This window comes from Herbaspirillum huttiense (genome assembly GCF_004367745.1).
Lineage (GTDB): Bacteria > Pseudomonadota > Gammaproteobacteria > Burkholderiales > Burkholderiaceae_D > Herbaspirillum > Herbaspirillum huttiense.
In genome coordinates, this window is the sequence record NZ_CP037993.1 from 871,062 (window position 1) to 897,207 (window position 26,146).

Annotated in this window: 18 protein-coding genes and 1 tRNA gene; 7 read left to right on the plus strand and 12 right to left on the minus strand. The window is 63.1% G+C overall.

The window, feature by feature from the left end; genetic code table 11:
- The first annotated feature begins 112 nt into the window (after nt 1-112).
- From E2K99_RS03990 to E2K99_RS04000, 3 genes are read left to right on the plus strand one after another with little or no spacing between them, the layout of a single operon-like run.
- On the plus strand, nt 113-1,705 hold the full coding sequence (locus E2K99_RS03990) for a sugar ABC transporter ATP-binding protein (protein WP_134221414.1): 1,593 nt from the start codon (nt 113-115) through the stop codon (nt 1,703-1,705).
- Between the two features lie 2 nt (nt 1,706-1,707).
- A complete protein-coding gene (locus E2K99_RS03995) occupies nt 1,708-2,724 on the plus strand; it encodes an ABC transporter permease subunit (RefSeq protein WP_134221415.1) in 1,017 nt (338 codons plus the stop codon).
- A 26-nt stretch (nt 2,725-2,750) separates the two neighbouring features.
- On the plus strand, nt 2,751-3,941 hold the full coding sequence (locus tag E2K99_RS04000) for an AGE family epimerase/isomerase (RefSeq protein WP_134221416.1): 1,191 nt from the start codon (nt 2,751-2,753) through the stop codon (nt 3,939-3,941).
- Between the two features lie 9 nt (nt 3,942-3,950).
- Here the strand turns inward: E2K99_RS04000 and E2K99_RS04005 are convergent, their stop codons facing one another.
- The 3 genes from E2K99_RS04005 to E2K99_RS04015 all read right to left on the minus strand — a co-directional run bounded on the left by E2K99_RS04005 (nt 3,951) and on the right by E2K99_RS04015 (nt 7,693).
- Nucleotides 3,951-4,745 carry a TIGR02285 family protein gene (locus E2K99_RS04005; RefSeq protein WP_420840905.1) on the minus strand — a complete coding sequence of 265 codons (795 nt, stop codon included), beginning with the start codon at nt 4,743-4,745 and terminating at the stop codon, nt 3,951-3,953.
- A 68-nt stretch (nt 4,746-4,813) separates the two neighbouring features.
- The gene (locus E2K99_RS04010; RefSeq protein WP_134221418.1) at nt 4,814-6,238 is read right to left on the minus strand and encodes a sensor domain-containing diguanylate cyclase; all 1,425 of its coding nucleotides are present in this window, start codon (nt 6,236-6,238) and stop codon (nt 4,814-4,816) included.
- Nucleotides 6,239-6,862: 624 nt separating this feature from the next.
- Nucleotides 6,863-7,693: a MetQ/NlpA family ABC transporter substrate-binding protein gene (locus tag E2K99_RS04015; protein ID WP_134221419.1), complete on the minus strand. Its 831-nt coding sequence runs from the start codon at nt 7,691-7,693 to the stop codon at nt 6,863-6,865.
- Nucleotides 7,694-8,470: 777 nt separating this feature from the next.
- On the opposite strand from E2K99_RS04015, the gene E2K99_RS04020 reads away from it, so the two are divergent.
- On the plus strand, nt 8,471-8,974 hold the full coding sequence (locus E2K99_RS04020; protein ID WP_166675036.1) for a helix-turn-helix domain-containing protein: 504 nt from the start codon (nt 8,471-8,473) through the stop codon (nt 8,972-8,974).
- A gap of 161 nt (nt 8,975-9,135) precedes the next feature.
- Here the strand turns inward: E2K99_RS04020 and E2K99_RS04025 are convergent.
- The 5 genes from E2K99_RS04025 to E2K99_RS04045 form a co-directional block, all read right to left on the minus strand.
- Nucleotides 9,136-9,212 (minus strand) — tRNA-Met (locus E2K99_RS04025).
- 93 nt (nt 9,213-9,305) lie between these two features.
- On the minus strand, nt 9,306-10,262 hold the full coding sequence (gene miaA, locus E2K99_RS04030; RefSeq protein WP_134221420.1) for a tRNA (adenosine(37)-N6)-dimethylallyltransferase MiaA: 957 nt from the start codon (nt 10,260-10,262) through the stop codon (nt 9,306-9,308).
- Nucleotides 10,263-10,272: 10 nt separating this feature from the next.
- A complete protein-coding gene (gene mutL, locus E2K99_RS04035) occupies nt 10,273-12,225 on the minus strand; it encodes a DNA mismatch repair endonuclease MutL (RefSeq protein WP_134221421.1) in 1,953 nt (650 codons plus the stop codon).
- Nucleotides 12,226-12,369: 144 nt separating this feature from the next.
- Complete coding sequence (locus tag E2K99_RS04040; protein WP_420840868.1) at nt 12,370-14,331, minus strand: methyl-accepting chemotaxis protein; 1,962 nt, start codon at nt 14,329-14,331, stop codon at nt 12,370-12,372.
- 465 nt (nt 14,332-14,796) lie between these two features.
- Nucleotides 14,797-17,814, minus strand: a complete 3,018-nt coding sequence (locus E2K99_RS04045) for a sensor domain-containing protein (protein ID WP_134221423.1) — start codon at nt 17,812-17,814, stop codon at nt 14,797-14,799.
- 514 nt (nt 17,815-18,328) lie between these two features.
- On the opposite strand from E2K99_RS04045, the gene E2K99_RS04050 reads away from it, so the two are divergent.
- Nucleotides 18,329-18,991, plus strand: coding sequence for a VTT domain-containing protein (locus E2K99_RS04050; RefSeq protein WP_134221424.1), 663 nt, complete (start codon nt 18,329-18,331; stop codon nt 18,989-18,991).
- Between the two features lie 98 nt (nt 18,992-19,089).
- Here E2K99_RS04050 and E2K99_RS04055 read toward each other — a convergent pair whose 3' ends face one another.
- Both E2K99_RS04055 and tsaE read right to left on the minus strand, forming a co-directional pair.
- Nucleotides 19,090-20,451 (minus strand): N-acetylmuramoyl-L-alanine amidase, encoded by a 1,362-nt coding sequence (locus tag E2K99_RS04055; protein ID WP_039790105.1) that lies wholly within the window; start codon nt 20,449-20,451, stop codon nt 19,090-19,092.
- Entirely contained in the window at nt 20,415-20,900 is a 486-nt protein-coding gene (gene tsaE / locus E2K99_RS04060; protein ID WP_039790104.1) for a tRNA (adenosine(37)-N6)-threonylcarbamoyltransferase complex ATPase subunit type 1 TsaE, read from the minus strand. The genes E2K99_RS04055 and tsaE overlap by 37 nt, the downstream gene beginning before the upstream one ends.
- A gap of 67 nt (nt 20,901-20,967) precedes the next feature.
- Here tsaE and queG point away from each other — a divergent pair, with 67 nt between their 5' ends.
- Together queG and E2K99_RS04070 are read left to right on the plus strand one after the other, a co-directional pair.
- On the plus strand, nt 20,968-22,152 hold the full coding sequence (gene queG / locus E2K99_RS04065) for a tRNA epoxyqueuosine(34) reductase QueG (protein ID WP_134221425.1): 1,185 nt from the start codon (nt 20,968-20,970) through the stop codon (nt 22,150-22,152).
- Nucleotides 22,153-22,179: 27 nt separating this feature from the next.
- Entirely contained in the window at nt 22,180-24,606 is a 2,427-nt protein-coding gene (locus E2K99_RS04070; RefSeq protein ID WP_134221426.1) for a penicillin acylase family protein, read from the plus strand.
- 28 nt (nt 24,607-24,634) lie between these two features.
- Here E2K99_RS04070 and E2K99_RS04075 read toward each other — a convergent pair whose 3' ends face one another.
- On the minus strand, nt 24,635-25,525 hold the full coding sequence (locus E2K99_RS04075; protein WP_039790100.1) for an AEC family transporter: 891 nt from the start codon (nt 25,523-25,525) through the stop codon (nt 24,635-24,637).
- A 4-nt stretch (nt 25,526-25,529) separates the two neighbouring features.
- Nucleotides 25,530-26,120 carry a response regulator transcription factor gene (locus tag E2K99_RS04080; protein ID WP_034334304.1) on the minus strand — a complete coding sequence of 197 codons (591 nt, stop codon included), beginning with the start codon at nt 26,118-26,120 and terminating at the stop codon, nt 25,530-25,532.
- Nucleotides 26,121-26,146: the final 26 nt, after the last annotated feature.

Consider the following 26,146-nt stretch of genomic DNA (forward strand, 5'->3'; position numbering starts at 1 on the left):
ATCTGGTAGCTCACCTCACAGGTGATCGTGCCCGATCCGCAGCGCCCGCAGTCAGGAGACCTTCCTGCTGCGGGACGCGCTTGCCGCCCTGCGGCTGCTTTCCTTGAATGCCATGACTTCCACTCCCATTCTGCAGATGACCGGCATCAGCAAGTCCTTCGGGGCCACGCGCGCGCTGTCGGACATGCACCTGACCATCCGCCCCGGCGAGATCCACGCCCTCATGGGCGAGAACGGTGCCGGCAAGAGCACGCTCATGAAGGTGCTTTCCGGCGTCCATGCGCCTGATGACGGCCAGATCCTGCTGGACGGCAAGCCGGTCTCGCTGCGCGACCCCGGTGCCAGCCGCGCCGCCGGCATCAACCTGATCTACCAGGAACTGGCGGTCGCGCCCAACATCAGCGTGGCCGCCAATGTCTTCATGGGCAGCGAACTGCGCACACGCTGGGGGCTGATCGATCACGCCGCCATGCGCGCGCGCACCGATGCCGTCCTGCGGCAATTGGGCGCCAGCTTCCGTGCCTCGGACCGGGCCGGACGTCTTTCCATCGCCGAACAGCAGCAGGTCGAAATCGCCCGTGCCCTGGTACACCGCAGCCGCATCGTCATCATGGATGAACCGACGGCGGCGCTCTCCGAACGCGAGACCGAGCATCTCTTCGGCGTGGTGAAGCGCCTGCGCGATGAGGGGCTGGCCATCATCTACATCAGCCATCGCATGGCGGAGGTGTATGCCCTGGCGGATCGCGTGACGGTGCTGCGCGATGGCAGCTTCGTGGGTGAACTGGCACGCGAGGAGATCGATTCCGAACGCATCGTGCAGATGATGGTGGGCCGCTCGCTGGGCGAGTTCTACCAGCACACCCGCATGGCCCCGGAACGCGCGGCGGCCTTGCCGGTGGTGTTGCAGGTGCAGGATCTGGCGGGTGGCAAGGTCAGGCCGGCCAGCTTCGCGGTGCGTGCCGGCGAGGTGCTCGGTTTTGCCGGACTGGTCGGTGCCGGTCGTACCGAACTGGCGCGCCTGCTTTTCGGTGCCGATGCCCGCAGCGGCGGCCACGTGCTGCTGGATGGCCAGGCCGTGCAGATCGATGAACCGCGCGCTGCCATGCGCGCCGGCATCGCCTACGTGCCGGAAGACCGCAAGGGCCAGGGCCTGTTCCTGCAGATGGCCGTGGGAGCCAACGCCACCATGAACGTGGCGGGCCGCCACAGCACGCTGGGACTGGTAGGCAGCGGCGCGCTGGATGGCGTGGCGCGCGATGCCATCCAGCGCCTCAACGTCAAGGTCGCGCATCCCGGCGTGGCGGTGGGCAAGCTCTCCGGCGGCAACCAGCAGAAAGTCCTGCTGGCGCGCTGGCTGGAGATTGCACCCAAGGTCCTGATCCTGGACGAGCCCACGCGGGGTGTGGATATCTATGCCAAGAGCGAGATCTATCAACTTGTCCACAAGCTGGCCGAACAAGGCGTGGCCGTCGTGGTCATCTCCAGCGAGCTGCCGGAAGTGATCGGCATCTGCGACCGCGTGCTGGTCATGCGCGAGGGCAGCATCACCGGTGAACTGGCCGGCGCGGCCATCACCCAGGAAGCCATCATGCATCTGGCCACCGATGCGGGGGGCATGCAGGGTGCGCATGGACAGGCCGCTCCGGCTTACGGCATGGCGCATTCGGGCTTGCCTTCTTCTCCTTCTTCTCATTCCTTCTAGTCATGGCACATCCAACTCCTCTGCACAACAACGCGGCTGCGGCGCGTTCCTCTTCCACGGCGTCGCAATGGCTGCTGCACCGGCTGGGCATGTTGCCGGTACTGGTGGTGCTGTATCTGCTGTTCTATGCGCTCACCATCTATCTCAGCGGCGACGGCAGTTCCAACTTCGCCACCGCCGAAAACACCATGAACATCCTGCGCCAGGTCGCCATCAACCTGGTGCTGGCGGCCGGCATGACCTTCGTCATCCTCACCGCCGGCATCGACTTGTCGGTCGGCTCGGTGCTCGCTGTCTCTGCCGTGCTGGGCATGCAGATATCGCTCAGTGCCGCGCCGGGCTGGTCGATTCCCATGTTCATCGTGTCGGGGCTGTTGATGGGCATGGTCAATGGGGCCATGGTGGCCTTCCTCAACATCAATGCCTTCGTGGTGACGCTGGGCACGATGACGGCCTTCCGCGGGGCGGCCTATCTGCTGGCCGATGGCACCACGGTGCTGAACAATGACATCCCCAGTTTCGAATGGATAGGCAATGGCGATTTCCTGCACGTCCCCTGGCTGATCTGGGTGGCGGTCGCGGTGGTGCTGCTGTCCTGGGTGATCCTGCGCAAGACGGTGCTGGGCATGCACATCTACGCCATCGGCGGCAACCTGCAAGCGGCGCGCCTGACCGGTATCCGCGTGGGGCTGGTGCTGCTGTTCGTGTATTCGATCAGCGGCCTGTTCGCCGGACTGGCCGGTGCCATGTCGGCCAGCCGCCTGTACGGGGCCAACGGCAACTGGGGCAGCGGCTATGAACTGGACGCGATTGCCGCCGTGGTGCTGGGCGGCACCAGCCTCATGGGTGGTGTGGGCACGATCTGGGGGACGGTGGTGGGGGCGCTCATCATCGGCGTGATGAACAACGGGCTGACCATCCTCGGCTTGTCCTCGTTCTGGCAATACGTGGCCAAGGGCGCGGTCATCGTGCTGGCCGTGATCCTCGACAAATGGCGTCAGAAGGATGCCGCGCAATGACACTCTCTTCCCCATCCGGAGCCGGCATGTCCCTTCCCGATCTTGAAAGCCGCGCCTTCCTGCAAGCGCATGTGGCCGATACGCTGGCCTTTTACGACCGCCATGCCATCGATCCCGAGGGCGGATTCTTTCACTACCTGAAGGACGATGGCAGCGTCTATGAGCGCAGCCATCGGCATCTGGTCAGTGCGACGCGGCTGGTCTTCACGCAGTCCATGGCGTATCTGCATACCGGACAATCACGCTATCTGGAACAGACGCGCCATGCCCTGGCGCATCTGGAACGCTTCCGTCATGCAGAGGGACCGCTGGCCGGCCTGTATGCCTGGACCCTGCGCGATGGCCAGATCGAGGACGGCACCGTGATGGCCTATGGCCAGGCCTTCGTGCTGCTGGCCTTCGCGCAGGCACATCGCGTCGGCCTGTGTGATGCGCAGCAGGTGGCGCAGGCGTATGAACGCATGGAGAGCGCTTTCTTCGAGCCTGCGCATGAAGCGTATGCGGACGAGATCACGCCCGCCGGCGAGTTGATTCCGTATCGCGGCCAGAACGCCAACATGCACATGTGCGAAGCTTGCCTCGCTGCGCATGTCGCCACCGGGCGTGCCGTTTACCTGGAGCGTGCGCAGTTGCTGATCGAGCGCTTCGTGTTTGGATTGGCACGGCAATCGCAGGATCTGGTGTGGGAGCATTATCGTCAGGACTGGTCCCTGGATCACGACTACAACCGCGGCAACCGCGACAACATCTTCAAGCCCTGGGGCTTCCAGACCGGCCACCAGACCGAGTGGGCCAAGCTGCTGCTGATCGCCCATGCACAGGAGCCGCGCCCGGCCTACGTGACGCGTGCTGCCGAATTGCAGGACGCGGCGTGGCAGCATGGCTGGGATGCTCTGTATGGCGGTTTGATCTACGGCTTCGATCCGGACCTGCGGCCGTATGACACCGACAAATATTTCTGGGTCCAGGCCGAGTCCTTCGCCAGTGCGTGGCGGTTGTGGCGCGTGACCGGGGAAGAACGTTTCCGCCAGCAGTATCACGCCTTCTGGGCGTGGAGCTGGGCGCATCTGGTCGATCATCATCACGGGGCCTGGTTCCGCATTCTGGCCGCCGATGGCAGCAAGCTGGAAGACACCAAGTCGCCCGCCGGCAAGGTCGACTATCACACCATGGGCGCGTGCTGGGATGTGATGGAAGCGGGCGGCCTGCGCGAGTGAGCAACACGCTCAAGGAATCTTCAGGAACACCTTGTCATAGATCTTGCGGATTTCCGCCACCGACTCCGGATCGTGCCATTTCTCGACGATGGCGCGATACGATGGCTTGGCGCGTTCGGCCAGCAGGACCTTGTTGACCTGCTCCACCACTTGCCGGCCCCATTCGTTATGGGGGCACATCACGCGATTGAAGACGACTTCATTGGCCTCCCGCATCGGCAACGCCACCAGTTCGCCGGCATGGCCCATGGCGCGCGCCTGGTCGAAGGCCAGCAGCGGCAGCTCAACCATGTAGTCGAGGCGACCGGCCAGCAGCATGCCGATCGCTTCCATCTGTTCGGAATAATTTTCACGCGGCGGATAGGTGGCCAGCAGCTTGTCCACCGTCGGGCTGTAGGAGCGGTCACGCATCACCGATGTAGTCAGCCGTGGGTCTTGCAGCAAGCCCGTCAGCGAGGTCCGGTGCCTGAATTCCTCCACGCGATCACGCCGCACGATGATGCGCAGTGGCAGGAAGATCGACATCGGCAGCGAGAGGTAGCCGTAATGTTCGCGCTCCGGGGTCTTGAGCATGCCGTTGAAGCACCAGTGACTGCCCTTGCGGATCTCGCTGTTGATGCGCGGGAAGGGGGCCTCCAGTTCGACGTGCTCGTAGCCGGGCATTTCCTTTTTCAGCACGTTGAGGGTGAGATCGAAGATGCCCTGATGCGCGAATTCGCCGCTGCGGATCATGTAGGGCGGCACATTGTATTTGCCCCAGGTGATCTGGTCGGCTGCCATCGCGATGGGCAGCATGGCCGCCATGCACGCGCAGCACACCAAGTGCGCGAGGGGTTTGAGCCAATGACGATGGAGCATGCGCGACTTCCTTTTCAGATGGGGGCAGCGGAAGACGACGGCGGCAACGCCGGTGCCAGCAACACACGATTGCGGCCATCGGTCTTGGCTTGATAGAGCGCCCGGTCGGCCGCTTGCAGCAAGGATTCCAGCCGCGCGTCGGGATGGGCCGGAATGCACCAGGCCACGCCGGCGCTGATGGTAATGCGGCCCAGAGCGGATCCGGCATGCGGCAGGTTCAGCGCATGGATGGCATCGCACATGCGCTGCAGGATGTGCTGGCCCTGGAGGCCATCGGTCTCGGCGAGGATCACCGCGAATTCTTCGCCGCCATAGCGCGCTACGGTTTCACCGGCGCGGCCGATGGTGTGCTGCAGTGTCTGCGCTACCTGGCGCAAGACCGCATCCCCTGCCACGTGGCCGTAATGATCGTTGTAGGGCTTGAACCAGTCGACGTCGATGAAAGCCATTGTGAGCGGCTTGGCGTGGCGCAGGCTACGCCGCCATTCGTGATCCAGTGTCTCGTCGAAGCTGCGGCGGTTGGCGATGCCGGTGAGGCCATCGGTGAGGCTGAGTGAACGCAGACGTTCGTTGGCCTGCGCCAGATCACGCGTGCGTTCGGCGATGCGCAGCTCCAGCGATTTGTTGAGGGCGCGCAGGGATTCCTTTTCTTGTTCCAGTTGCGCGTAGAGGGCGCGGTTCTGGCGTGACTGCTTGCGCAGGCTGGACAGCATCGCGTTGATGGCATCGGCCAGGAAGTGCAGCTCGTGGCGCGTGCGTCCTCGCAGCCGGATGCGTTGCGGATTGTCGGGGTGATCGGGCTGGTTCAGATCCTGCCCGCGCACGAAGTCCGACAGCCGGGTGATGGGCCGTCCGAGCCAGCGATGGAAGACGTAGAGGAAGATGAACCACAGCACCAGCGTCTTGATGACCGAGTTGATGAGGATCAGGGTAAAACCGTAGGCCACCTTGCGGATCACCACGTGGCGGCTGGAATAGACGGTCCAGGCACCGATGTCGTGGGTGACGCCGTGTTCATCGCGATAGAGAATCGGGAAGCGATGGCTGGTGGCGGCATTGAAGAAACCCGGCTTGACGGCACTGCGCGTGCCATCGGCGTCGACGTGGATCTGTTTGCCATCGTGATCGATGATATTGCCCAGGGCCATCACCAGCTTGCCTTGCGGGTCTTCGATCTTCACCCCGGTGACCACGGGCAGGTTGCTGATGCCGCGCAGGGTGGCCTTTTGCACGTCTCCCTGGAAGCGCCAGGTGGAGCTGGCCAGACTGGCACCGAAGGTCAGGTCCATGGCCCGCAATTCGTTGTCCACACCGGATTGCGTGTGCTCATATTCAGCGCCAAGTTGCAGGCAGGTCACGATCAGCGTCACCAGAAAGTAACTGCCGAAGATGATGCGCAGCAGATGGACTGCCAGGGAATTCTTGGAGAGCAAATTCATGTTCTTGCGTGGCGGGTTGCCTTGCTCAGGAGTTCGCGCGTGCGTGCAACGCAATGCAGATGCGGTATGCAGACATCGTGCCAGCGCGAGGGGTGCGGGCAACCGATGGCGAGACGCTGCGTGGCGTCGTGGCGTGGTGTGCAGGCAATGCGGCGATGGTTGTAGCCACGGCGGACCAGCGCGCATTATTACGGATGCGCTGCTTTGGCATGGCGTGGAACTGCCGCATTGAATCTCCTCCCGCGGATGTGATGAGGGCCGTTAGCGGGCCGCTTAATTGCTGGTCACGTGCGGGGTAAATTCTAACGTCAGGTGTTGCTGAGATGTTGGTGAAAGCTGCTTGAATGTAAGCAAATTGTCCATCTCCTTCGCATCATTGCCACCGAGGCAGGAGTGTTGGTGAGGATTGTGCGCTCGCCGTTGCCCTGCGGCATGAGCGGAGATCCTTCGCAGGTTTGATGCGCTGACTGTGCGGCGCAGGGTGCGCTGGAAATGAACAGCCGTCACCGTGATGACGACTGTTCGGCTTGCCGGGCTTGCGCGCGTACTTGAGTTGCAACTGCCAGGATGAATATCAACCGCGCGCTCGTTTCCAAGAAAGGTAACGATGCTGCGTAGGGTGGCTTACTTCTTCAGCCAGGCCAGGCGATAGAGTTTCTGGTCGTTGAGATAGAACGCCTGGATACTGCTGCGCACTGCTTCCGAATTTTTGTAGATGGTGAGGAACTGGGCAATGCGCGGATCGTTTGTCTTGTCGCTGCGGGCCACGAACTGGATGGCCCAGGAATCATCCTCGTAGCTGGTATAGGCCAGTCCCTTGTGCGCATCGAAGGCTTTGGAGGCGATGATGAAATAGGGGAAGCCCTGCGCCAGATCCACATCGGGCGTCACGCGGACCAGTTGCGGTCCCTCGACCTCGACGAACTGCAGCTTCTTCGGATTGGAGGCGATGTCGGCCTGGGTGCCGAGCAGCCCGGTGTCAGGGCGTAGCGTGATCAGGCCTGCGTGCTGCAGCAGGCGCAGGCCGCGGCCGACGTTGACGGGATCGCTGGCGATGGCCACCTTGGCGCCGTTGGGCAGATCGGACAGGGAGTTGTATTTGCTGGAATACAGGCCCAGGTAGGAGAGGATGCCAGCCTGCACGCTGGTCAGCTTGAATCCCTTGCTGCGCACGGCATTGGCCAGGTAATTGCTGTTCTGGTAGTAGTTCAGGTCGATGTCGCCGGCATCCAGCGCGATGTTGGGTGTGGCCCAGTCGCTGAATTCGATGACTTGCACATCCAGGCCTTGTTTTCTGGCTTCCTTGGCGGCGACTTCTACGGAGTCGGCGAAGACGCCGGGGACTACGCCGATCTTGAGCGGTGCGGCCAGCACGGTGCTGGCGACGGCCAGGCTTGCCAGCAGTACGGTGAGCTTTGGGATCCAGCGTTTGGTGATCGAGGGGAAAGCAGTCATGGAGGGCCCGTTTGCAAGAAAGGTCAGAGGGGTGAGAAGCGGGAGCCCAGTATAGGCAGGCACCTTCAGCGGCCCAACAAACGATTTCGCATTAGCTTCTTGGGGATTCGAGTAAGGGCGGAGGTGAGGGTGGTGGGCGCAAGCGAATGATTTGAGGAAGTGGACTTCCTACCTTGCGCACAAGTGCTTGCTCAGAGGCCGGATTTGCCGGACAGAGAAGCAATGGACATACGGCAAAATGCAAAAAACGGCCCTTTTTCGAAGAGGCGTTTTTTGGGCGACGCAGTATAAACATGGAATATCCATGCAGCGATGTATATCTGGTGGTGATAGGTGGACCTGAACCATCGCCCCCAGCATTATGTGTGCTGTGCTCCACCTAATGAACCCGTAAATGGTCTACTTAGATCCGTGGTTTAGTTCAGTGCTATAAAATTGCATCCATTGAAAATACCAACCTGCAGGAAATTAATAATGACATTACTCGCAGAGATACTTGATGAACGAAACGAGGAGTCCACTACATGCTTCTTGGCTAAGGTTACGTTGGAATCATACATAGACAGCTTGCCCTCCGCATATCAATCCTACGATGTGCAGCGCGAGGTGGTTGCCAACGTTTACCTAGATCATCTCGTCAATACAGTCCTAGAGAAGAGACATGTTGATTTGCATTGAAAACTGACCCAGTTTCCCCGGAAATTTGCATCCTAAGTTGACCCATGTTTAGACCACAATCCTGCTCATGACATCGAGCGGGAGAACGGAGTGATAGACGTGGCCCTACTTGGAATCATTCGACGCTGGTACATCAGAGATCGCGTCTCGATCCGGGAAATCGCCCGCAGGTTGGACATTTCCCGAAACACGGTTCGTCGCTACATTCGATCAGAGGCGATCGAACCTTCCTATGCCAGCAGGCATTCACCGAGCTCTTTGGATGCATATGCCCCCAGGCTTTCCGCGTGGCTGAGCTCAGAGTTGGTCAAATCCCGTAAGCAAAGACGGACCCTGAAACAGATGTTCCTGGAGTTAAGGGAGCTTGGTTATGAGGGGTCGTATGACCGTGTGGCGGCCTTTAGCAGGCACTGGAAGGCGGGTCAGTTAGAGAGGGTCAAATCGGCGAGCAAATCAACAAATGGTTGTCATATGGGAGTGCGGACTGAAACATGGAGATCCTACCGAGGCGCTTTCCTGGTTGCCCGATGTAGTTCGCGACTTGGGGATCGAGTACGTCGAATGGCCGTCGCTCTCTTGACGGTTTGGATGCGATGTCATTGATCGGTAGGCTGTGGGTCAATTTCACCTTGATTCGTTTGTGCTAACCAGCAAGCCGAGTTGATCACGGATATGACAAAACAAAAAACCCGCCCTTCTTTCGAAGAGGCGGGTTTTTCGGACGGCGCCGCATACGCATGATTGCACATGCAGCGACGGGTATCTGGTGGTGATAGGTGGACTTGAACCACCGACCCCAGCATTATGAGTGCTGTGCTCTAACCAGCTGAGCTATATCACCAGGAGGCAAGCCCGAGACTATAGAGGTCCAATCACCTTCTGTCAATACTTTTTCCGCATTTCCCTCTTAATTTTATCCACAGGCCCCGGCAGCTCATCCGGCGGGGCGTTCCGCCAAGGCTTGCTGCACCCGCGCCAGCACCTCGGCCGTAGCCTCCGGGCGGTTGCAGTCGATGCTGATGCGCTCCGGCATCGAACGCAGCCAGGTCAGCTGGCGCTTGGCCAGTTGCCGCGTTGCGGCAATGCCTTTCTCGCGCAGGGCCGTGGCATCGATGCTGCCGTCCAGGTATTCCCACATCTGGCGATACCCGACACAACGCATCGACGGCAGCCCCAGATGCAGGTCGCCCCGCGCGCGCAAAGCGGCGACTTCACGTTCCAGCGCGCCACCGCGCAGCATCAGGTCAAAGCGCAACGCAATGCGCTCGTGCAGTACCGCACGGTCAGCCGGTTCCAGCGCCAGCGGCAGCATCTCGAACGGCAGCGGCTCAGGCGGCTTCTGCGACAGCAAGGACGACATCGGCTGCCCCGTCAGCAAGCTGATCTCCAGCGCACGCTGAATGCGCTGGCTGTCAGTCGGCTTCAGGCGCGCAGCCGTGACCGGGTCCAGCGTCGCCAGGCGCGCATGCATGGCCGGCATGCCGATCCGTGCCGCCTCCTCATCCAGTTGCGCACGCAATGCCGGATCGGCCTGCGGCAGCTCATCCAGGCCGTCGCGCAGCACCTTGAAATACAGCATCGTCCCGCCCACCAGCAAGGGCAGCTTGCCGCGCGATGCAATCTCCAGCGTGAGCCGCAGCGCATCCTGGCGGAACTGCATGGCGGAGTAAGCTTCGGTCGGGTCGATGATGTCGATCAGGTGGTGCGGCACGGCAGCCAGCTCTTCCGGGCTGGGCTTGGCGGTGCCGATATCCATCTCGCGGTAGACCAGGGCCGAATCGACGGAAATGATTTCGCAGGGCAGGTGGCGGGCAATCTCCAGCGCAGCGGCAGTCTTGCCGGACGCAGTGGGGCCCATGATGGCCACCGCCAGAGGCAGTTGCTGGGTCATCACACGATCCTTACTGGCCACGCAGGAAGAGCTTGTCCAGATCCGACAGGCCCATCTGCGTCCAGGTCGGACGGCCGTGGTTGCACTGGTCGGAACGTTCGGTGGCTTCCATCTGGCGCAGCAGCGCGTTCATCTCGGGCAGCGTCAGGCTGCGATTGGCACGCACCGCCGTATGGCAGGCCAGCGTACCGAGCAGTTCGTTGCGGCGCTCCAGCAAGACACGCGAACCACCGTACTCGCGCACATCGCGCAGGACGTCGCGGGCCAGCGTCTGGGCGTCAGCGTTCTTCAGCAGCGCCGGGACGGCACGCACGGCCAGCGTGGTCGGGGACATCACGGCAATGTCGAAGCCCAGGGCCGACAGCGTTTCCTGATGTTCTTCCACCGTGCCCACTTCCACCGGATCGGCATAGAAGGTGACCGGAATCAGCAGCGGCTGCACGAACATCTCGTTGCCATCGAGCGCGGTCTTCAGTTGTTCGTAGAGGATGCGTTCATGTGCGGCATGCATGTCCACCACCACCAGGCCGGCCTGGTTCTGCGCCAGCACGTAGATGCCATGCAGTTGCGCCAGCGCGAAGCCGAGCGGGAAGTCGCCGTCCGGCAGGGGGGAGGCGGGCTGTGCAGCGGACTGGAAGGCTGCGCTGTTGAAGCCTGCCGCCGCATTGCCACTGTCGCTCTGCCCGGCAGGCTCGCTGCGGAACATGTTGCCGTAGGCCGCGCGATCCTGGCGTACGCCAAAGCCGCCGCTGCCCGGTCCGCCGTTGCCGGCAAAGGAGAACGGACGCGGTTGTTCGGCGAACTGGGCGGAGAAGCTCTGCTGTTTCTGTTCGCGCATCCAGGGCAGCGGGGCATTCGGGCCACTGGCGGGAGCGGGCGCGCCCTCGGCGCTCTCGGTCTGTTGCTGCGGCAGATTGCCGAAGGACACGGCCGAGGTCTGCGCCAGCGCGCGCGAGACCGCGTGGAATACGAACTGGTGCACCGCGCGGCTGTCGCGGAAACGCACTTCGATCTTGGATGGGTGCACGTTCACATCCACCAGCGCCGGGTCCAGCGTCAGCGACAGCGCATAGGCCGGGTAACGGTCGCCATGCAGCACATCCTGGTAGGCGGCGCGCACGGCGTGGGTGAGCAGCTTGTCACGGACGAAGCGGCCGTTGACGTAGAAATACTGGCCATCGGCGCGTGCCTTCGAGGCCGTCGGCAGGCCGACGAATCCATGCAGGCGCAAGGGGCCCGCACTCTCGTCGAGCGGCAGACGCGCATTGGCGAATTCGTCGCCGAGGATGTGGGCGCTGCGCTTGGCGAATTCACCGACGTTCCAGTGATCGACCGTCTTGCCGTTATGCGACAGCGAAAAACTCACATCCGGACGCGCCAGCGCAATACGCCGCACGACCTCGGCGCAGTGGCCGTATTCGGTCTGTTCGGACTTGAGGAATTTGCGCCGCGCCGGGGTGTTGAAATACAGGTCCTGCACGTCGATGGTCGTGCCCTGTGCGCCTGAGGCCGGGGCCACGGTACCAAATTGGGAGCCGGTGATTTCCCATGCATGCGGGGCATCGGCGGTGCGGCTGGTTACCGTGAGCTGGGCCACCGAGGCGATCGAGGCCAGCGCCTCGCCGCGGAAGCCGAGCGTGGAGACATTCTCCAGGTCAGTCAGCGACGCAATCTTGGACGTCGCATGGCGCGCCAGTGCCAGCGGCAATTGCTCAGGTGGAATGCCGCGTCCGTTGTCGGTGATGGCGATGCGCTTGACGCCGCCTTGCTCCAGGCGCACGGTGATTTGCGTGGAGCCGGCATCGAGCGCGTTCTCCAGCAATTCCTTGACCACGGCGGAAGGACGTTCGATCACCTCGCCAGCAGCAATCTGCGAGATCAGCTGATCGGGCAGGGCCTGGATGGGACGGTGGGACGGGGCGGCAGCCGGTTCGGAAGCGGGGGAGGAGTGCGGTGCGTTCATGGCGGGATTATACCTGCCGGCGCCAGGGGCCGGATGTGACGAAGCCGCCCGGAGGCGGCTTCTTGGGAGCGGATGCGATCAGGGTTTTCTGCAGGGCAATCGTTGGATCGCTGCACAGAAAATCATGCAAACGATATAAACGATTTATACGCGGAAGGTGCTCACTGCGGCCGCCAGGCGCTCGGCCTGCTGCTGCAGCGATTGCGCGGCGGCTGCGGCCTGCTCCACCAGCGCCGCATTCTGCTGGGTGCTCTCATCCATTTGCGCGATGGCACGGTTGATCTGGTCGATCCCTTCGCTCTGCTCACGGCTGGCGGTGGTGATCTCGCTGATGACGGTGGAGACGCGCTGCACGCTGGCCACCACGTCGTTCATGGTGTTGCCGGCCTGGGAGACCAACTGGCCGCCACCGGCCACGGTCTGCACCGAGGCGTCGATCAGTTCCTTGATTTCCTTGGCGGCCGAGGCGCTGCGCTGGGCCAGCGTGCGCACTTCGGTGGCGACTACGGCGAAGCCGCGTCCCTGCTCACCGGCGCGGGCCGCTTCCACCGCCGCGTTCAATGCCAGGATGTTGGTCTGGAAGGCGATGCCGTCGATCACGCTGATGATGTCGACGATGCGTTGCGAAGAGCTGTTGATGGCATCCATGGTCTGCACCACCTGACCCACGACGTCGCCGCCGTGGCTGGCGACTTCCGAAGCGGAACCGGCCAGTTCATCGGCTTGAATCGCGTTGGCGGCATTCTGCTTCACGGTCGAGGTCAGCTCTTCCATGGCCGAGGCGGTTTCTTCCAGGGCACCCGCTTGCTGCTCGGTACGCGAAGACAGATTGAGGTTGCCGGCGGCGATCTCGCTGGCGGCGGTGTTGATTTCCTCGGTCCCGGCGCGCACGCTGGAGACCACTTCCGACAGGCCCATGCTGATACCGTTGAAGGCGCCCATCAGGCGGCCGATCTCATCGCTGCTGTGCACGTGCAGGCGGGTGGTGAGGTCGCCACCGGCGATGCGGTCGGCGGCATTGCACACCGCATCCAGCGGACGGGTGATCATGCGGTTGATCATCACCGTCAGGATCGCGCCGAGCACCGCCAGGAACAGCAGGCCCAGGCCGATGTAGAGATTGCGCATGGAATTGACTTCGCGCGTGATCTCATCGACCGCCGCTTCACCGACGATGACCCAGTTCCACGGGGCATAGTGAGTGAAGACGGCGATCTTCTGGCGGCCATCGCTGCCGGTGTAGCGCAGCTGGCCTTCCTTCTGCTGCACCAGGGTCTTGATGTAGGTGTTGCCGCCGGCATCCTTGGCCTCGATCAGGTTGCCGCCTTCTTCCTTGCCTTCGCGCGGGGCACCGGCAATCATCACGCCCTGGTCCTTGCCTTCGCGGCCATTGAGCGCGTAGAAATTGCCGGTCTCGGCGATCTTGAGCGACTTGATCTGGTCCTTCAGCGCCTTGACGTCGGCCGAGATGTCGATGCCCACGTAGAGCGCGGCGATGATCTGGCCGGCGTCATTCTTGAAGGGCACGTACTTGGTGATGTACTGCTTGCCGAACAGGGTGGCCACGCCGCTGTAGGTCTTGTCGGACTTCAGGGCGGCATAGCCGGGATGGGCGCGGTCAAGCAGGGTGCCGACGGCGCGTTCGCCATTTTCTTTCTTGACGGAAGTTGACACGCGCACGAAGTCGTCGCCGGTCTTGGCGAAGATGGTGGCGGTCACGCCGGTGTGGGCGGTGAAGCGGTCGGGGATGGAGAAATCCATGTTCAGTTCGCGGCCATCATTGGACAGCACCGGGGTGGCGCGGTCGCCGATCTGCACGGTGCGGCTTTCGTCCAGGGTGAGCTTGCCGAATTCCTTGTCGAACATGGTGGAGAAGCGGTCCACCTGGCTGTTCACCGAGCGGTCGAAGATGCCCACCATGTTGGCCACGCCGCGCGCGTCGTTGCCCATCTGTTCGATGGAGCGCGATTCCACCATGCGTGAAGCGGAGTAAGTGATCAGCATCAGGGCGATCACGAAGACGATGCCCACCAGGGCTACCGTCATGGCAGTCAGTTTTGCACCGACCGAGCGATGGAACAGAGATGCGCCGCGCGCATCAGACATTGCATTAGCCATGGCTGTTGTTGTTCTTGAAGTCAAAGGGTGTGGAAAAGCAAATACCGAACCAAAACCATCCGAGGACCGATGGCGATCGCTGACTATGCGCTCATCTCGCCATCGTTTGCCCTCCTTCTTTCCGTCTTCCGGAAGGTCCTGCAACACAGTGCCTGCGTACCGATGACAGCTTGGCCGGAGGAGCGGCATGCTGCATCGGATTGCCGAAACGGCAATGCAACGCGGTCACTCACGTCAGGGGCCTTCCTTGCAGGGAGGCCCAACGTTCATGCTGAAATCACGGTACTTGCGGGGAAGCCAGTCAGTATATCGTCAGCATTTTGCGCTGCATCAAAATACTTCGAATGTTTGCGCCCACATGTAACTGTGCTGTTGTTTTTCCGGCGAGAAAGTGCCTTTTTTGCATGGAACTTTCGATTGTTCTTGCCTGCTTGTATTTACTTCTCTCCAAGTTCAGCCGCGCGGTCCTGTCGCCCCCGGTGGAGCGGCATTCTCGCCACGGTAATCCCGCACCCAGCTTTCGAGCTGATCGGCCGACATCGGCCGCGAAAAATAATAGCCCTGCGCCACGTCACAGCCCTGGCTGATCAGCAGCCGGTATTGGTCGGCATCTTCCACACCTTCGGCCACCACGGTCAATTTGAGGCTTTCGCCGATGCGGATGACCGCGTTGGTGAGGGCACTCACCGCTTCGTCCTTGGCCATGTCGCGCACGAAGCTCTGGTCCAGCTTGAGTTCGGAAACCGGCAGCTTGCGCAGGTAGCCGAGGCTGGAATAACCGGTGCCGAAGTCATCCATGGCCAGCGGAATGCCCAGCGCATGCACGGCGGCGATGGTCTGGTTGGTGCTGGGGTTGGTATCCATCAGCACGGTCTCGGTGATTTCCAGCGTGAGGTCGGTCGGTGCCAGGCTGTAGCGGCGCAGCAGGCCGGTGAGAAATTGCGGCAGGTCGAGATCGTGGAAATTGGTGGCCGACAGGTTCACCGAGACCGACGGCACCTGGATCCCGCGCCGCCGCCAGTCAGCCAGCTGGAAGCAGGCCTCTTCCAGCGCCCACTTGCCCAGCTCGCCGATCAGGCCGCATTCCTCGGCAATCGGGATGAAGCGGCCCGGCGAGATCTGCCCCAGTTGCGGATCGTACCAGCGGGCCAGCGCTTCCACGCCGTGCAGGCTGAGGTCGTGCAGGTTGATCTGCGGCTGGAAGTGCAGTTCGAAGCTGCCGCCGCGCAAGGCATCACGCAGCGCGCCTTCCAGCACCAGGCGTTCCTGGGCGAGGCTGTTCATCTCCTCGCTGAAGAAGCTGAAACGTCCCCGGTTCACGGCCTTGGCCTGGTACATGGCGATGTCGGCGCGATGCAGCAGGGTCTCGATGTCGTGGCCGTTGTCGGGGAAGATCGCCACCCCGATGCTGGCCGAGGGATTGAGCGGCGTGCCGTTGATGTGGCAGGGCATGGCCAGCCGTTCCTGGATGCGCTTGACCACTTCGGTCAGGTGGTCGGTGTCGTATTGGGTCAGCACCACCACGAACTCGTCGCCGGAAAGACGGCCGACGATGTCCGAGCGGCGCGCCTGTGATTGCAGCCGCGTGGCCACCGTGCGCAGCAGCTCATCGCCGGCCTGGTGGCCCAGCGAATCGTTGACCTGCTTGAAGCGATCAAGGTCGATGAACATCACCGCCACCATACTGCGGTTGCGCTCGGCTGCCGCGATCGCCTGCCCGGCCTGTACCAGCAGCAGGCTGCGGTTGGGCAGCCCGGTCAGCGAATCATAGAAAGCCAGCTGGTGGATGCGCGCCCGCGAGGCTTCGCGTTCGATGGCCAGCGCGCACAGGTGCAGGCCGGCATCCACCAGCAGGTGGTGGAAGGCGCTCGGCGCGCGCGGCTGGCGATAGTAGAAACCGAAAGTGCCGATGACCTTGCCATCGGCCGACTTGATCGGGGTCGACCAGCAGGCCTGCAGGCCGTGGCTCAAGGCGATTTCCTTGTAGTCGGCCCAATGCGGATCGGTGGCGATCTCTTCCGAGACCACGCTCTCGCCGGTATAGGCGGCGCTGCCGCAGGAGCCCACCAGCGGACCGATCTGGATGCCCTCGATGGCGCGTGTGTAGGCTTCCGGCAGGCTGGGCGCGGCCAGGGTATGCAGGCGGCCCTGTTCATCCACGCGCAGCACCGAGGCGATCACCTCGGGGGCGACGCGTTCCACTTCTTCGCACAGCAGGTTCATCTGCTCGGCCAGCGAGGAATCGCGGGCCATGGCGTTGAGCACGCGATACTGCAGGACTTCATGGACCTTGGTATTGGTGATGTCGGTCATCACGCAGACCGCATTGATGAGCTTGCCCTGCACGTCGAGGATGGGATTGACCACCGCCGAAATCCAGACCGGCTGCTCGTGCAGGTCGTGGATCAGTTCCTCGGTGTGGAAGCTGTGTCCCTGCAGCAGCTCGCCATGGCAGCGCTCGATCGACTTGACGAACGTCGGATGACTGGCAAACAGCTCGCGTGGCAGCTTGCCGATGGTCTGCTGGCTCTGGAAGCCCAGCATGCGGGTGAACCCGGTGTTGTGGAAGACGATGCGGTTCTGCTCGTCGGTGATGAGCACGGCATTGTCGGTTTCGTTGATGCCCAGCGAGAGCAGGTGCAGGTGTTCACGGTCGCTCTTTTCGCGGGTGACGCGGTAGGTGACGTCGTTGCCGATGCAGATCACGCGCTCGGCCCGGCCTTGCGGATCGAGCAGGGGCGAGTAGGTGGCTTCCCACCAGATCGTGCGGCCACTGCGCGTGCGGCGCGGGAAACGGCCGGAGAAGAAGCGGCCACTGCAGACATCGCGCCAGAAGATCGCGTATTCCTCGCTGTCGGCATAGCCGGGCGGATACAGCACGCTGTGCGGCTGGCCGATCAGGTCGTCGGCCAGGTATTCCATGGTTTTGAGGTAGTTGCGGTTGGCCGCCAGGATCACGCCCTGGGGCGAGAGTTCGACCACGCCCAGCGAGCGGTTCAGGGCGCTGAGCACATTGTTGCCGTGATGCGAATCGTCGATGTGCGAACTGATGTCGGCCGCCACCGAGATCACCTTGCGCAGCTGGCCGCTGCCATCCAGGATCGGGCTGCACAGGGCTTCCAGCCAGACGATGGTGCCGTCGATTCTGCGCCGCTGCAGCGTACCGGCGATCACCTCGCCCTGGCGCAGGTGTTGCCAGAAGCGCTGGTAATCCTCGGTCTCGACAGAGAGCGGGTCACACAGCATGCGGTGATGCTGGCCCACCACTTCATGCCGCTGGTAGCCCAGCATGCCGAGGAATTTGTCATTGGCATCGAGGATGCTGCCATCGGCAGCGAATTCGAGAATGGCCATGGAACGCCAGAGCGCGCCCAGCAGCGCCTCGCGTTCCTCCTCGCGCAGGCGCTGGTGATCCCCCTGCGGCTGCGACGGATGATCGAACTGGCCCACGAATGACTCCTGGCTCCCCATACAGCGCCCCCTCTGGCCGGTATTGACGCCCGTGCGTCTTGCCTCATGCAGTGCGGAGTTGCGATTGCCCGGGTTCCCCGTTGTCCCCCGGTGGCTTCCATTTGCCCGTCCGTCAGCGCCGTCCCGTCTGCCTCACCGCCAGCGACCGCGCCGCGGAAAGGCGCGGAACATGCTTGATCATGCATATTCGGCACATCAAAACTGAACGAATCTAACTTTGATCATATGCCAAATCCTTCCGGTTGTGCATGCGGGCGGCGGCCTTGGCGGGCCGCCACACAACGCTCTGCGAGCTTGTGTGAGGATCTTCTTGCGGCAAGTTTCCTCAAGGATTTTATCGGCCGGTATCCGGGCTTCTTGAGTTGCGGCGGGGTGAGTGTTGTATGATGCCTGCGCAGGTGCGCGAGATCGCTTTGCCTGTGCGATAGGTCCCGGCGGAGTTGCTGACGGGAAATATCCGGCCGCGCGGCGATGGGGAGCCCCGGCCTTGATGAATCACCAAAGATTGGGCTTTATGGATTATCTGCAGTGGCTGGACGTGCTGGTGCACGTGGACAAATATCTGGGCGTCCTGATCGAGCAGTACGGCCCGTTCATTTATGCGGTGTTGTTCCTGATTGTCTTCTGTGAAACCGGGCTGGTGGTCCTGCCCTTCCTGCCGGGGGATTCGCTGCTGTTCATCGCCGGTACCTTCTGTGCGCTGGGGGCCATGGACATCTGGCTGCTGATGGGCCTGCTGATCGCCGCCGCGGTGGCCGGCAACACGCTCAATTACTGGATCGGCGGCTGGGTCGGGCAACGCGTCTATACCCACAACTACCGCTGGCTCAACCCCGACGCCCTGCGCAAGACCCACAGCTTCTACGAGAAACACGGTGGCAAGACCATCGTGATCGCCCGTTTCACCCCCATCGTCCGTACCTTTGCGCCCTTCATCGCCGGCGTCTCGGCCATGAGCTTTGCGCGCTTCCAGCTGTTCAACGTGCTGGGTGCCTTCCTGTGGGTGGTCAGCCTGGTGGTGCTGGGCTACCTGTTCGGCAATATTCCGGTGGTGCGGGAGAACCTCAATACGCTGGTGCTCATCGGCATCGTCGGTGCCATCGTTCCCATCGTGCTGGGGGCGCTGTGGCAGCTGTGGCGCAAATTGCGCGGCAAGCGCAAGGTCAGCAACGCCTGAGCGCAACGTCCCCGGTGCGCCGACGTCGCACCCGACAAAAAACCCGGTCTGCCAGAGCAGGACCGGGTTTTTTGTTGTCTGCCGCCTGAAGCGCTACTTCAGGTCAGCCGGTTCTTGGCCAGCGGCGGGTTCTTGGCGAAGTAGTTGCGGATGCCGGTCAGGATGGCATCGGCCATCTGCTCCTGATAGCGCTCGTCGGTGAGCTTGGCTTCTTCTTCCGGGTTGGAGATGAAGGCGGTCTCGATCAGGATGCTGGGGATGTCCGGAGCCTTCAGCACGGCAAAGCCGGCCTGTTCCACTGCCCCCTTGTGCAGCTTGTTGATGCCGCCGATTTCCTTCAGCACCGCATTGCCCACGCGCAGGCTGTCGTTGATCTGCGCCGTGGTCGATAGGTCCAGCAGGACGCTGGCCAGCTGGCGGTCATGGGTCTTGATGTTGACGCCGCCGATCAGGTCGGCCGAGTTTTCCTTGTTGGCCAGCCAGCGGGCGGCGGTGGAGCTGGCCCCCTTTTCCGACAGGGCGAACACCGAGGAGCCGCGCGCCGTCGGCTGCACGAAGGCATCCGCATGGATCGACACGAACAGGTCGGCCTGCACCTTGCGCGCCTTGACCACGCGCTGGCCCAGGGGCACGAAGAAATCGGCGTCGCGGGTCAGCATGACGCGCATGTTGGGGTATTGCTCGATCTTGCGTTTGAGGCGCTTGGCGATGGACAGCACCACGTCCTTCTCGCGGTTGCCGCGCGCGCCGGTAGCACCGGGGTCTTCGCCACCGTGGCCGGGGTCCAGCGCGATGGTGATCATGCGGGTCAGCTGCATGCGCGGCTCGTCCGGCACCACCTTGGGGTTGCGCTCGGTCTTGTCTTCCGGCTGCGGCTTGATCTCGGCCAGCGGGGCCGGATCGGGTTTGGGCGGTGCGGCCGGGGCCTGCGCCAGCGGCGGGGTGGCCGGGCTTTCCTTGTTCCACTCGCCCTTCTGGATGAGGGCGGCGATCGGATCGGGCGGCGCGGCCGGGTACAGGTCGATGACGAAGCGGTATTTGTATTCGCCCACCGGGGCCAGGGTGAAGACCTGCGGCTTGATCTCGTCCTTCAGGTCGAACACCAGGCGCACCACGCTGGGCCGGTTCTGGCCCACGCGCACCTGCTTGATGTAGGGGTCGTTGGGCTGGATCTTGGCGACCAGGTCCTTCAGGGTGCTGTTGAGGTCGATGCCCTCGATGTCCACCACCAGGCGCTCCGGGTTCTTGACCACGAAGTGAGTGACCTTGAGGTCGCTGTCGTTTTCCAGCGTGACGCGGGTGTAGTCCTCGGACGGCCAGACACGCACGGCCAGGATCTGCGAAGCCAGAGCGGGCAGGGGAGTGACGACGGAGACGAACAGGGCGCCGCCGGCTTTGAGGATGGTGCGGCGGGTTTTGGACTTCACAGGTTGGGAGCGAATTTCAGTCGAGCGAGGCATTGATGACCCTTGTCGGACAACGCACGCAATTCTACATCACGACCGTCCCCTGCAAGCGACAGGTTGACGTGTATGTCCGGTGGCGGCAACACCGGATCGCCCTTTTCAGGCCATTCGACGATACAGACGGAGTTTTCGTTGAAATGTTCACGAAAACCGGCATCGAGAAATTCTTCCGGGCTGGCCATGCGGTACAGATCGAAGTGGATGACTGTTACCATGCGGCCTGCGAAGGAAACTTCATAAGGCTCCGCCAGCGTGTAGGTCGGGCTCTTGACCCGCCCCTGGTAGCCCGCCGCGTGCAGCAGGGCGCGCGTGAGCGCGGTCTTGCCGGCCCCGAGGTCGCCGTGCAGGTAGATCGCCAGGCCCGGCGCCAGCACCTGGGCCAGGTCGGCCCCGAGGCGGGCGGTGGCGGCTTCGTCGGGCAGGTGGAGGTGGAGTCGCTGCATGCTCATGCTGTTCTGGGTCATCCGGGATGGTTCGTTACAAGGTTCTAGTCTGAAGGTTCAAGCGCTCATGTCCATTCACCCCACGCCCGCCGATCCGATCGGGAGCACTGCCATCGCCGATCCCGCCGGCCTGGCGGCGCTGGCGGCCGCCATCAAGGCATGGGGCCGGGAGCTGGGGTTTGCCGAGGTGCGCATCGCCGATGTCGACCTGTCGCACCGCGAGGCGGGCTTCCAGGCCTGGCTGGACAAGGGTTATCACGGCGAGATGGATTATATGGCAAGCCACGGCCTGAAACGGGCACGGCCGGCCGAACTGGTGCCGGGCACGGTGCGCGTGGTGAGCGTGCGCATGCCCTACCTGCCGGCCGCCGCCGATCCGGATCAGCCCGAGCAACCTGACTGGCGTGCCCGAGAAGAGGCGCGCAGCGCCGATCCGGCGGCCGCCCAGGTCTCGATCTATGCACGCGGACGCGATTACCACAAGGTCCTGCGCGCCCGCTTGCAGCAGCTGGCCACCCGCATCGAGGGCCGCATCGGCCCCTTCGGCTACCGCGTCTTCACCGATTCGGCCCCGGTCATGGAAGTGGCCCTGGCCGAGAAGGCCGGACTGGGCTGGCGCGGCAAGCATACGCTGCTGCTGCATCGGGAGGCCGGCTCGATGTTCTTCCTGGGCGAGATGCTGACCGACCTGCCGCTGCCGGTGGATGAACCGGTCACCTCGCACTGCGGCCAGTGCAGCGCGTGCATCACGGCCTGTCCGACGGGGGCCATCGTCGCCCCTTATGAGCTGGATGCGCGGCGCTGCATCTCCTATCTCACCATCGAACTCAAGGGCAGCATCCCGCAAGACCTGCGCCCGCTGATCGGCAACCGCATCTATGGCTGCGACGACTGCCAGCTCTACTGCCCGTGGAACAAGTTCGCCCAGCGTGCCAGCCTGCCGGACTTCGATCCGCGCCATGGCCTCGACCGGGCGAGCCTGGTCGAGCTGTTCGGCTGGAGTGAAGAGGTCTTCCTGAAGAACACCGAAGGCAGCGCCATCCGCCGCATCGGCCACGAGCGCTGGCTGCGCAACCTGGCCGTCGGGCTGGGCAATGCGGCCGATGCGCCCTCGCACCGGGGCGATGCGGCCATCGTGGCGGCCTTGCGGGCGCGCCTGGATCATCCGTCAGCGCTGGTGGCCGAGCATGTGGCCTGGGCGCTGGCCCGTCATGGGGTCCATGGAGTCGCAGGAGCAGATGGAGTAGAGTGACCCCTCCCAATAAGGAGGAGACACCCCATGCCAAGACTGAATCGAGCCGTCCTGCTGGCCAGCGCGCTGGCTGCGAGCCTGCCGCTGGCGGCCAGTGCCCAGCCCGCATCGACCGAAAAGATCGCCATCCCCGGCCTGCAGCAACGCGCCGAGATCCTCATCGACCGCTGGGGCGTGCCCCACATCTATGCCGCCAGCGAGCGCGATGCCTTCTTCATGCAGGGTTTCAATGCCGCGCGTGACCGCCTGTTCCAGATCGACCTGTGGCGTCGGCGCGGGCTGGGCCAGCTCTCCGAAGTGTTCGGTCCCGCCTATCTGCCTCAGGACCGTGCGACCCGGCTGTTCCTCTACCGTGGCGACATGCGGCGTGAATGGGCCGCCTATGGTCCCGGTGCGGAAAGCGTGGCGCAGGCGTTCGCGGAAGGCATCAATGCGTATATCGATTACGTCTCCCTGCATCAGGAAAAACTGCCTTACGAATTCCGCCAGCTGGGCTATCTGCCGGCCAAGTGGCAGGCCGAGGACGTGGTGCGCATCCGCAGCCACGGCCTCACGCGCAACCTGCAAAGCGAAGTGGCGCGCGCCAAGGTGGCGTGCGCGGCCGATCTGAAATCCGATGAAATCCGCTCCGGCCTGACCCCGCCCTGGACCGCCGGGATGCCCGAGGGCCTGGACCCCTGCCTGCCCAAGGACCTGCTGCAGGTCTTCACGCTGGCCACGCAGGGCGTGCGGATTACCAAGGAGAGCCTGAACGCCGCCACCACGGCAGGCGACCCCCAGCTGGTGCGCATCGAGCCGGCCGTCAATCCGGAAGAGACCATGGAGGGCAGCAACAACTGGGTCATCGCCCCGTCGAAGTCGGCCACCGGCCGCGCCATCATGGCCAACGATCCGCATCGCGCCTATTCGGCCCCGTCGCTGCGCTACATCGCCCACCTGAGCGCACCGGGCATGAACGTCATCGGGGCCGGTGAACCGGCCCTGCCGGGCATCTCCATCGGCCACAACGGCAGCATCGCCTTCGGGTTGACCATCTTCAACATCGATCAGGAAGACCTCTACGTCTACCAGCTCAATCCCGACAATCCGCAGCAATACCGCTATCAGGGGCAGTGGGAATCGATGCGCGTACTGCATGAACCGGTGCGCATCAAGAACGGCGCACCCGCCGTGGCCGATCTGAGTTTCACGCGCCATGGTCCGGTGATCTACGTCGACCAGGCCAAACACCTGGCCTACGCAGTAAGGTCGGGCTGGCTGGAGCCGGGCATGTCGCCTTACTTCGGCAGCATCGCCTACATGCGCACGCGCAATTTCAAGGACTTCAAGCAATCCATGCTGAACTGGGGCGCGCCGACCGAGAACCAGGTCTATGCCGACACCAAAGGCAACATTGGCTGGGTGCCGGGCGGGCTGGCACCGAAGCGGCCCAACTGGGACGGGCTGCTACCGGTGCCGGGTGACGGGCGATATGAATGGTCCGGCTTCTGGCGCGGCGACCAGCTGCCCTCGTCCTACAATCCGGCGCAGGGCTGGTTTGCCTCGGCCAACCAGATGAATCTTCCTGCCGATTATCCCTACCGCGAGCGCAAGCTCGGATTCGAGTGGACCAACAATTCGCGCTTCACCCGCATCAGCGAAGTGCTGGCCAGCCTGCCCAAGGTCTCGCTGCAGGATTCCATGCGGCTGCAGAACGATGACCTGGCCATCCCCGCACGCCGCCTGGCCGCCTTGCTCAAGCCCTTGTCCTCCGATGACGCCAACACCCGCGCTGCGCTGGCCATGCTGGGCCAGTGGGATTACGTGGAACGCAGCGAGTCCGCGCAGCCGGCGCTGTACGAAGTCTGGCTCTCGCGCCATCTCGGCAAGGCCTTCAAGGAAGCCGTGCTGCCCAAGACGGCTGCCGATGCCATGGGCGCACCCGATACGGCAGTGCTGCTCGATACGCTGGAAAACCCGATACCCGCCTTCGGCACCGATGCTGCGCAGGCGCGCACCCGGCGCGATCAGGTGCTGCTCGCCAGCCTCGGTGCTGCCTGGGCCGAACTGGTCAAGCTGCAAGGTGCGGATCCGGCGCAATGGCAATGGGGCAAGCTGCACCACAACCTGATGGCGCATCCGCTGGCCGATGTGGTGGATGAGGCGACCCGCAAGAAGCTCAACGTCGGACCCATGCCCAAGCATGGCGGGGCCTATTCGCCCAATCAGTCGACCTATCGCGTCAATGATTTTCGCCAGACCAACGGGCCTTCCTTCCGCGTGGTGGTGGATGTAGGCCGCTGGGACAATTCCTGGGCCGTCAATGCGCCGGGCCAGTCGGGCGACCCCGACAGCCCTCACTATCGCGATCTGGCCGACAAGTGGTTGAAGGGCGAGTATTTCCCGCTGCTCTATTCACGCGGAGCCATCGAGAAAGTCACCGAGCACCGCATCGTGGTGCAGCCGGTGCGCTAGACAGCAGGGCTGGCCTGGTGCGGCAGGATCAATGCACCAGCGCCAGCCAGAGCGGAATGGTCAATGCCGAGAGCAGCGTCCCGAATGAAATGAGGAAGGCCGTGAAGGGCCCGTTGCCGCCCATGCGCGCGGCCAGGATGTAGGCGCTGGAGGCGGTGGGCAGGCTGCAGAACAGCACCACGATGCGCCACTGCAGCGGTGGCAGCTGCAGCAGCATGCCGATCAGGTAAGCGGCCAGCGGCACTGCAACCAGCTTGATGACGATGAACCAGGCCACTACCGGCTTGCTTTCTTTCAAGCCCGACAGCCGCAGTCCGGCCCCGACCATCAGCAGGCCCAACGCAATGGAAGCCGCGCCCAGCCGCGAGAGCACCACACTGGCCACTTCCGGCAAATGCAGCCCTAGTGCAGAAAACGTCAACCCGCCAGCAGTCGCCACCAGCAAGGGATTGCGGGCCAGCTCGCGCAGCAGGTTGCTGTTTTTTGCGGCCAGCGCATGGACCGCCGCGATATTGCACAGGGGCACGCCAAAACCAAGAAGGATGGCCATCAGGCCCGCGCCTTCTTCGCCCGCCATGCGGGTGGCCAGTGCCAGCGCGATATAGGAATTGAAGCGAAAGGCGCATTGCATGCCCGACTCGTAGGTCATGGGCGTGGCGCGCAGGAAGGGTTTGCCCAGCCAGGTCAGCGCGATGCCCACCAGCAGCGCCGCCACGCCCGTCTGCACCATGCCGCCGGTGACCGAGAGATCGACCTTCAAGCGCGCCGTCGAATAAAACAGCAGCGCAGGGAAGAGGATGAAATAGACTAGCTTCTCCATGCCGGCCCAGAATTCTTCGCCCCAGTTGGAAATGCGATGGATCAGCAGGCCCAGTGCAATGAGGCTGAAGTCCGGCAGCAGGAGGTTGAGGATCTCCACGTGCTTACTTCAGCAGGCGTGCCAGCTCGACGGCAGTCTTGACGTTCATCTTGTCGAAGATGTGAGCGCGATGGACTTCCACGGTGCGCATGCTGATGCCCAGCTCATCGGCAATGACCTTGTTCATCTTGCCGGCCAGGATCAGGTCCAGCACTTCGCGCTCGCGCGCGGACAGCGCCGCCAGGCGGCTCTGTACGGCATCCTCGGCACCGCCGGCGCGCGAACTTTCCAGCGCTTCCAGCACGCGGTCCATCAACTGGTTGTCGTTGAAGGGCTTCTCGAAGAAATCGAAGGCACCGTTCTTGAGCATGTCCACCGCCATCGGCACATCCCCGTGACCGGTGAGGAAGATCACCGGACGCCGGTGCAGCAGGCCCTTGGTCTTGAGTTCATTGAACAGCGCCACGCCGCTGGTGCCGGGCATGCGCACGTCCAGCAGCAGGCATTCGCCCTCGGCGTCGATGCCGCTGGCATGGGCCAGTGCACCCAGCACGGCGGCACCGCTTTCATAGCCGATGGCGGCGATATTGCGCGAGCGCGCCAGCCAGGTCAGCGAATCGCGGATGATTTCTTCGTCGTCGACTATGTGCAGCATCGGTATGCGGGGCGGGAATCCAGTAT

Coding starts and splice junctions, on each gene's coding strand:
- E2K99_RS03990 (WP_134221414.1), top strand. CDS start 113: ATGACTTCCACTCCCATTCTGCAGATGACCGGCATCAGCAAGTCCTTC.
- E2K99_RS03995 (WP_134221415.1), top strand. CDS start 1,708: ATGGCACATCCAACTCCTCTGCACAACAACGCGGCTGCGGCGCGTTCC.
- E2K99_RS04000 (WP_134221416.1), top strand. CDS start 2,751: ATGTCCCTTCCCGATCTTGAAAGCCGCGCCTTCCTGCAAGCGCATGTG.
- E2K99_RS04005 (WP_420840905.1), bottom strand. CDS start 4,745: ATGGCGGCCATGCTGCCCATCGCGATGGCAGCCGACCAGATCACCTGG.
- E2K99_RS04010 (WP_134221418.1), bottom strand. CDS start 6,238: ATGAATTTGCTCTCCAAGAATTCCCTGGCAGTCCATCTGCTGCGCATC.
- E2K99_RS04015 (WP_134221419.1), bottom strand. CDS start 7,693: ATGACTGCTTTCCCCTCGATCACCAAACGCTGGATCCCAAAGCTCACC.
- miaA (WP_134221420.1), bottom strand. CDS start 10,262: ATGACCCAGCAACTGCCTCTGGCGGTGGCCATCATGGGCCCCACTGCG.
- mutL (WP_134221421.1), bottom strand. CDS start 12,225: ATGAACGCACCGCACTCCTCCCCCGCTTCCGAACCGGCTGCCGCCCCG.
- E2K99_RS04040 (WP_420840868.1), bottom strand. CDS start 14,331: ATGTCTGATGCGCGCGGCGCATCTCTGTTCCATCGCTCGGTCGGTGCA.
- E2K99_RS04045 (WP_134221423.1), bottom strand. CDS start 17,814: ATGGGGAGCCAGGAGTCATTCGTGGGCCAGTTCGATCATCCGTCGCAG.
- E2K99_RS04050 (WP_134221424.1), top strand. CDS start 18,329: ATGGATTATCTGCAGTGGCTGGACGTGCTGGTGCACGTGGACAAATAT.
- E2K99_RS04055 (WP_039790105.1), bottom strand. CDS start 20,451: ATGCCTCGCTCGACTGAAATTCGCTCCCAACCTGTGAAGTCCAAAACC.
- tsaE (WP_039790104.1), bottom strand. CDS start 20,900: ATGCAGCGACTCCACCTCCACCTGCCCGACGAAGCCGCCACCGCCCGC.
- queG (WP_134221425.1), top strand. CDS start 20,968: ATGTCCATTCACCCCACGCCCGCCGATCCGATCGGGAGCACTGCCATC.
- E2K99_RS04070 (WP_134221426.1), top strand. CDS start 22,180: ATGCCAAGACTGAATCGAGCCGTCCTGCTGGCCAGCGCGCTGGCTGCG.
- E2K99_RS04080 (WP_034334304.1), bottom strand. CDS start 26,120: ATGCTGCACATAGTCGACGACGAAGAAATCATCCGCGATTCGCTGACC.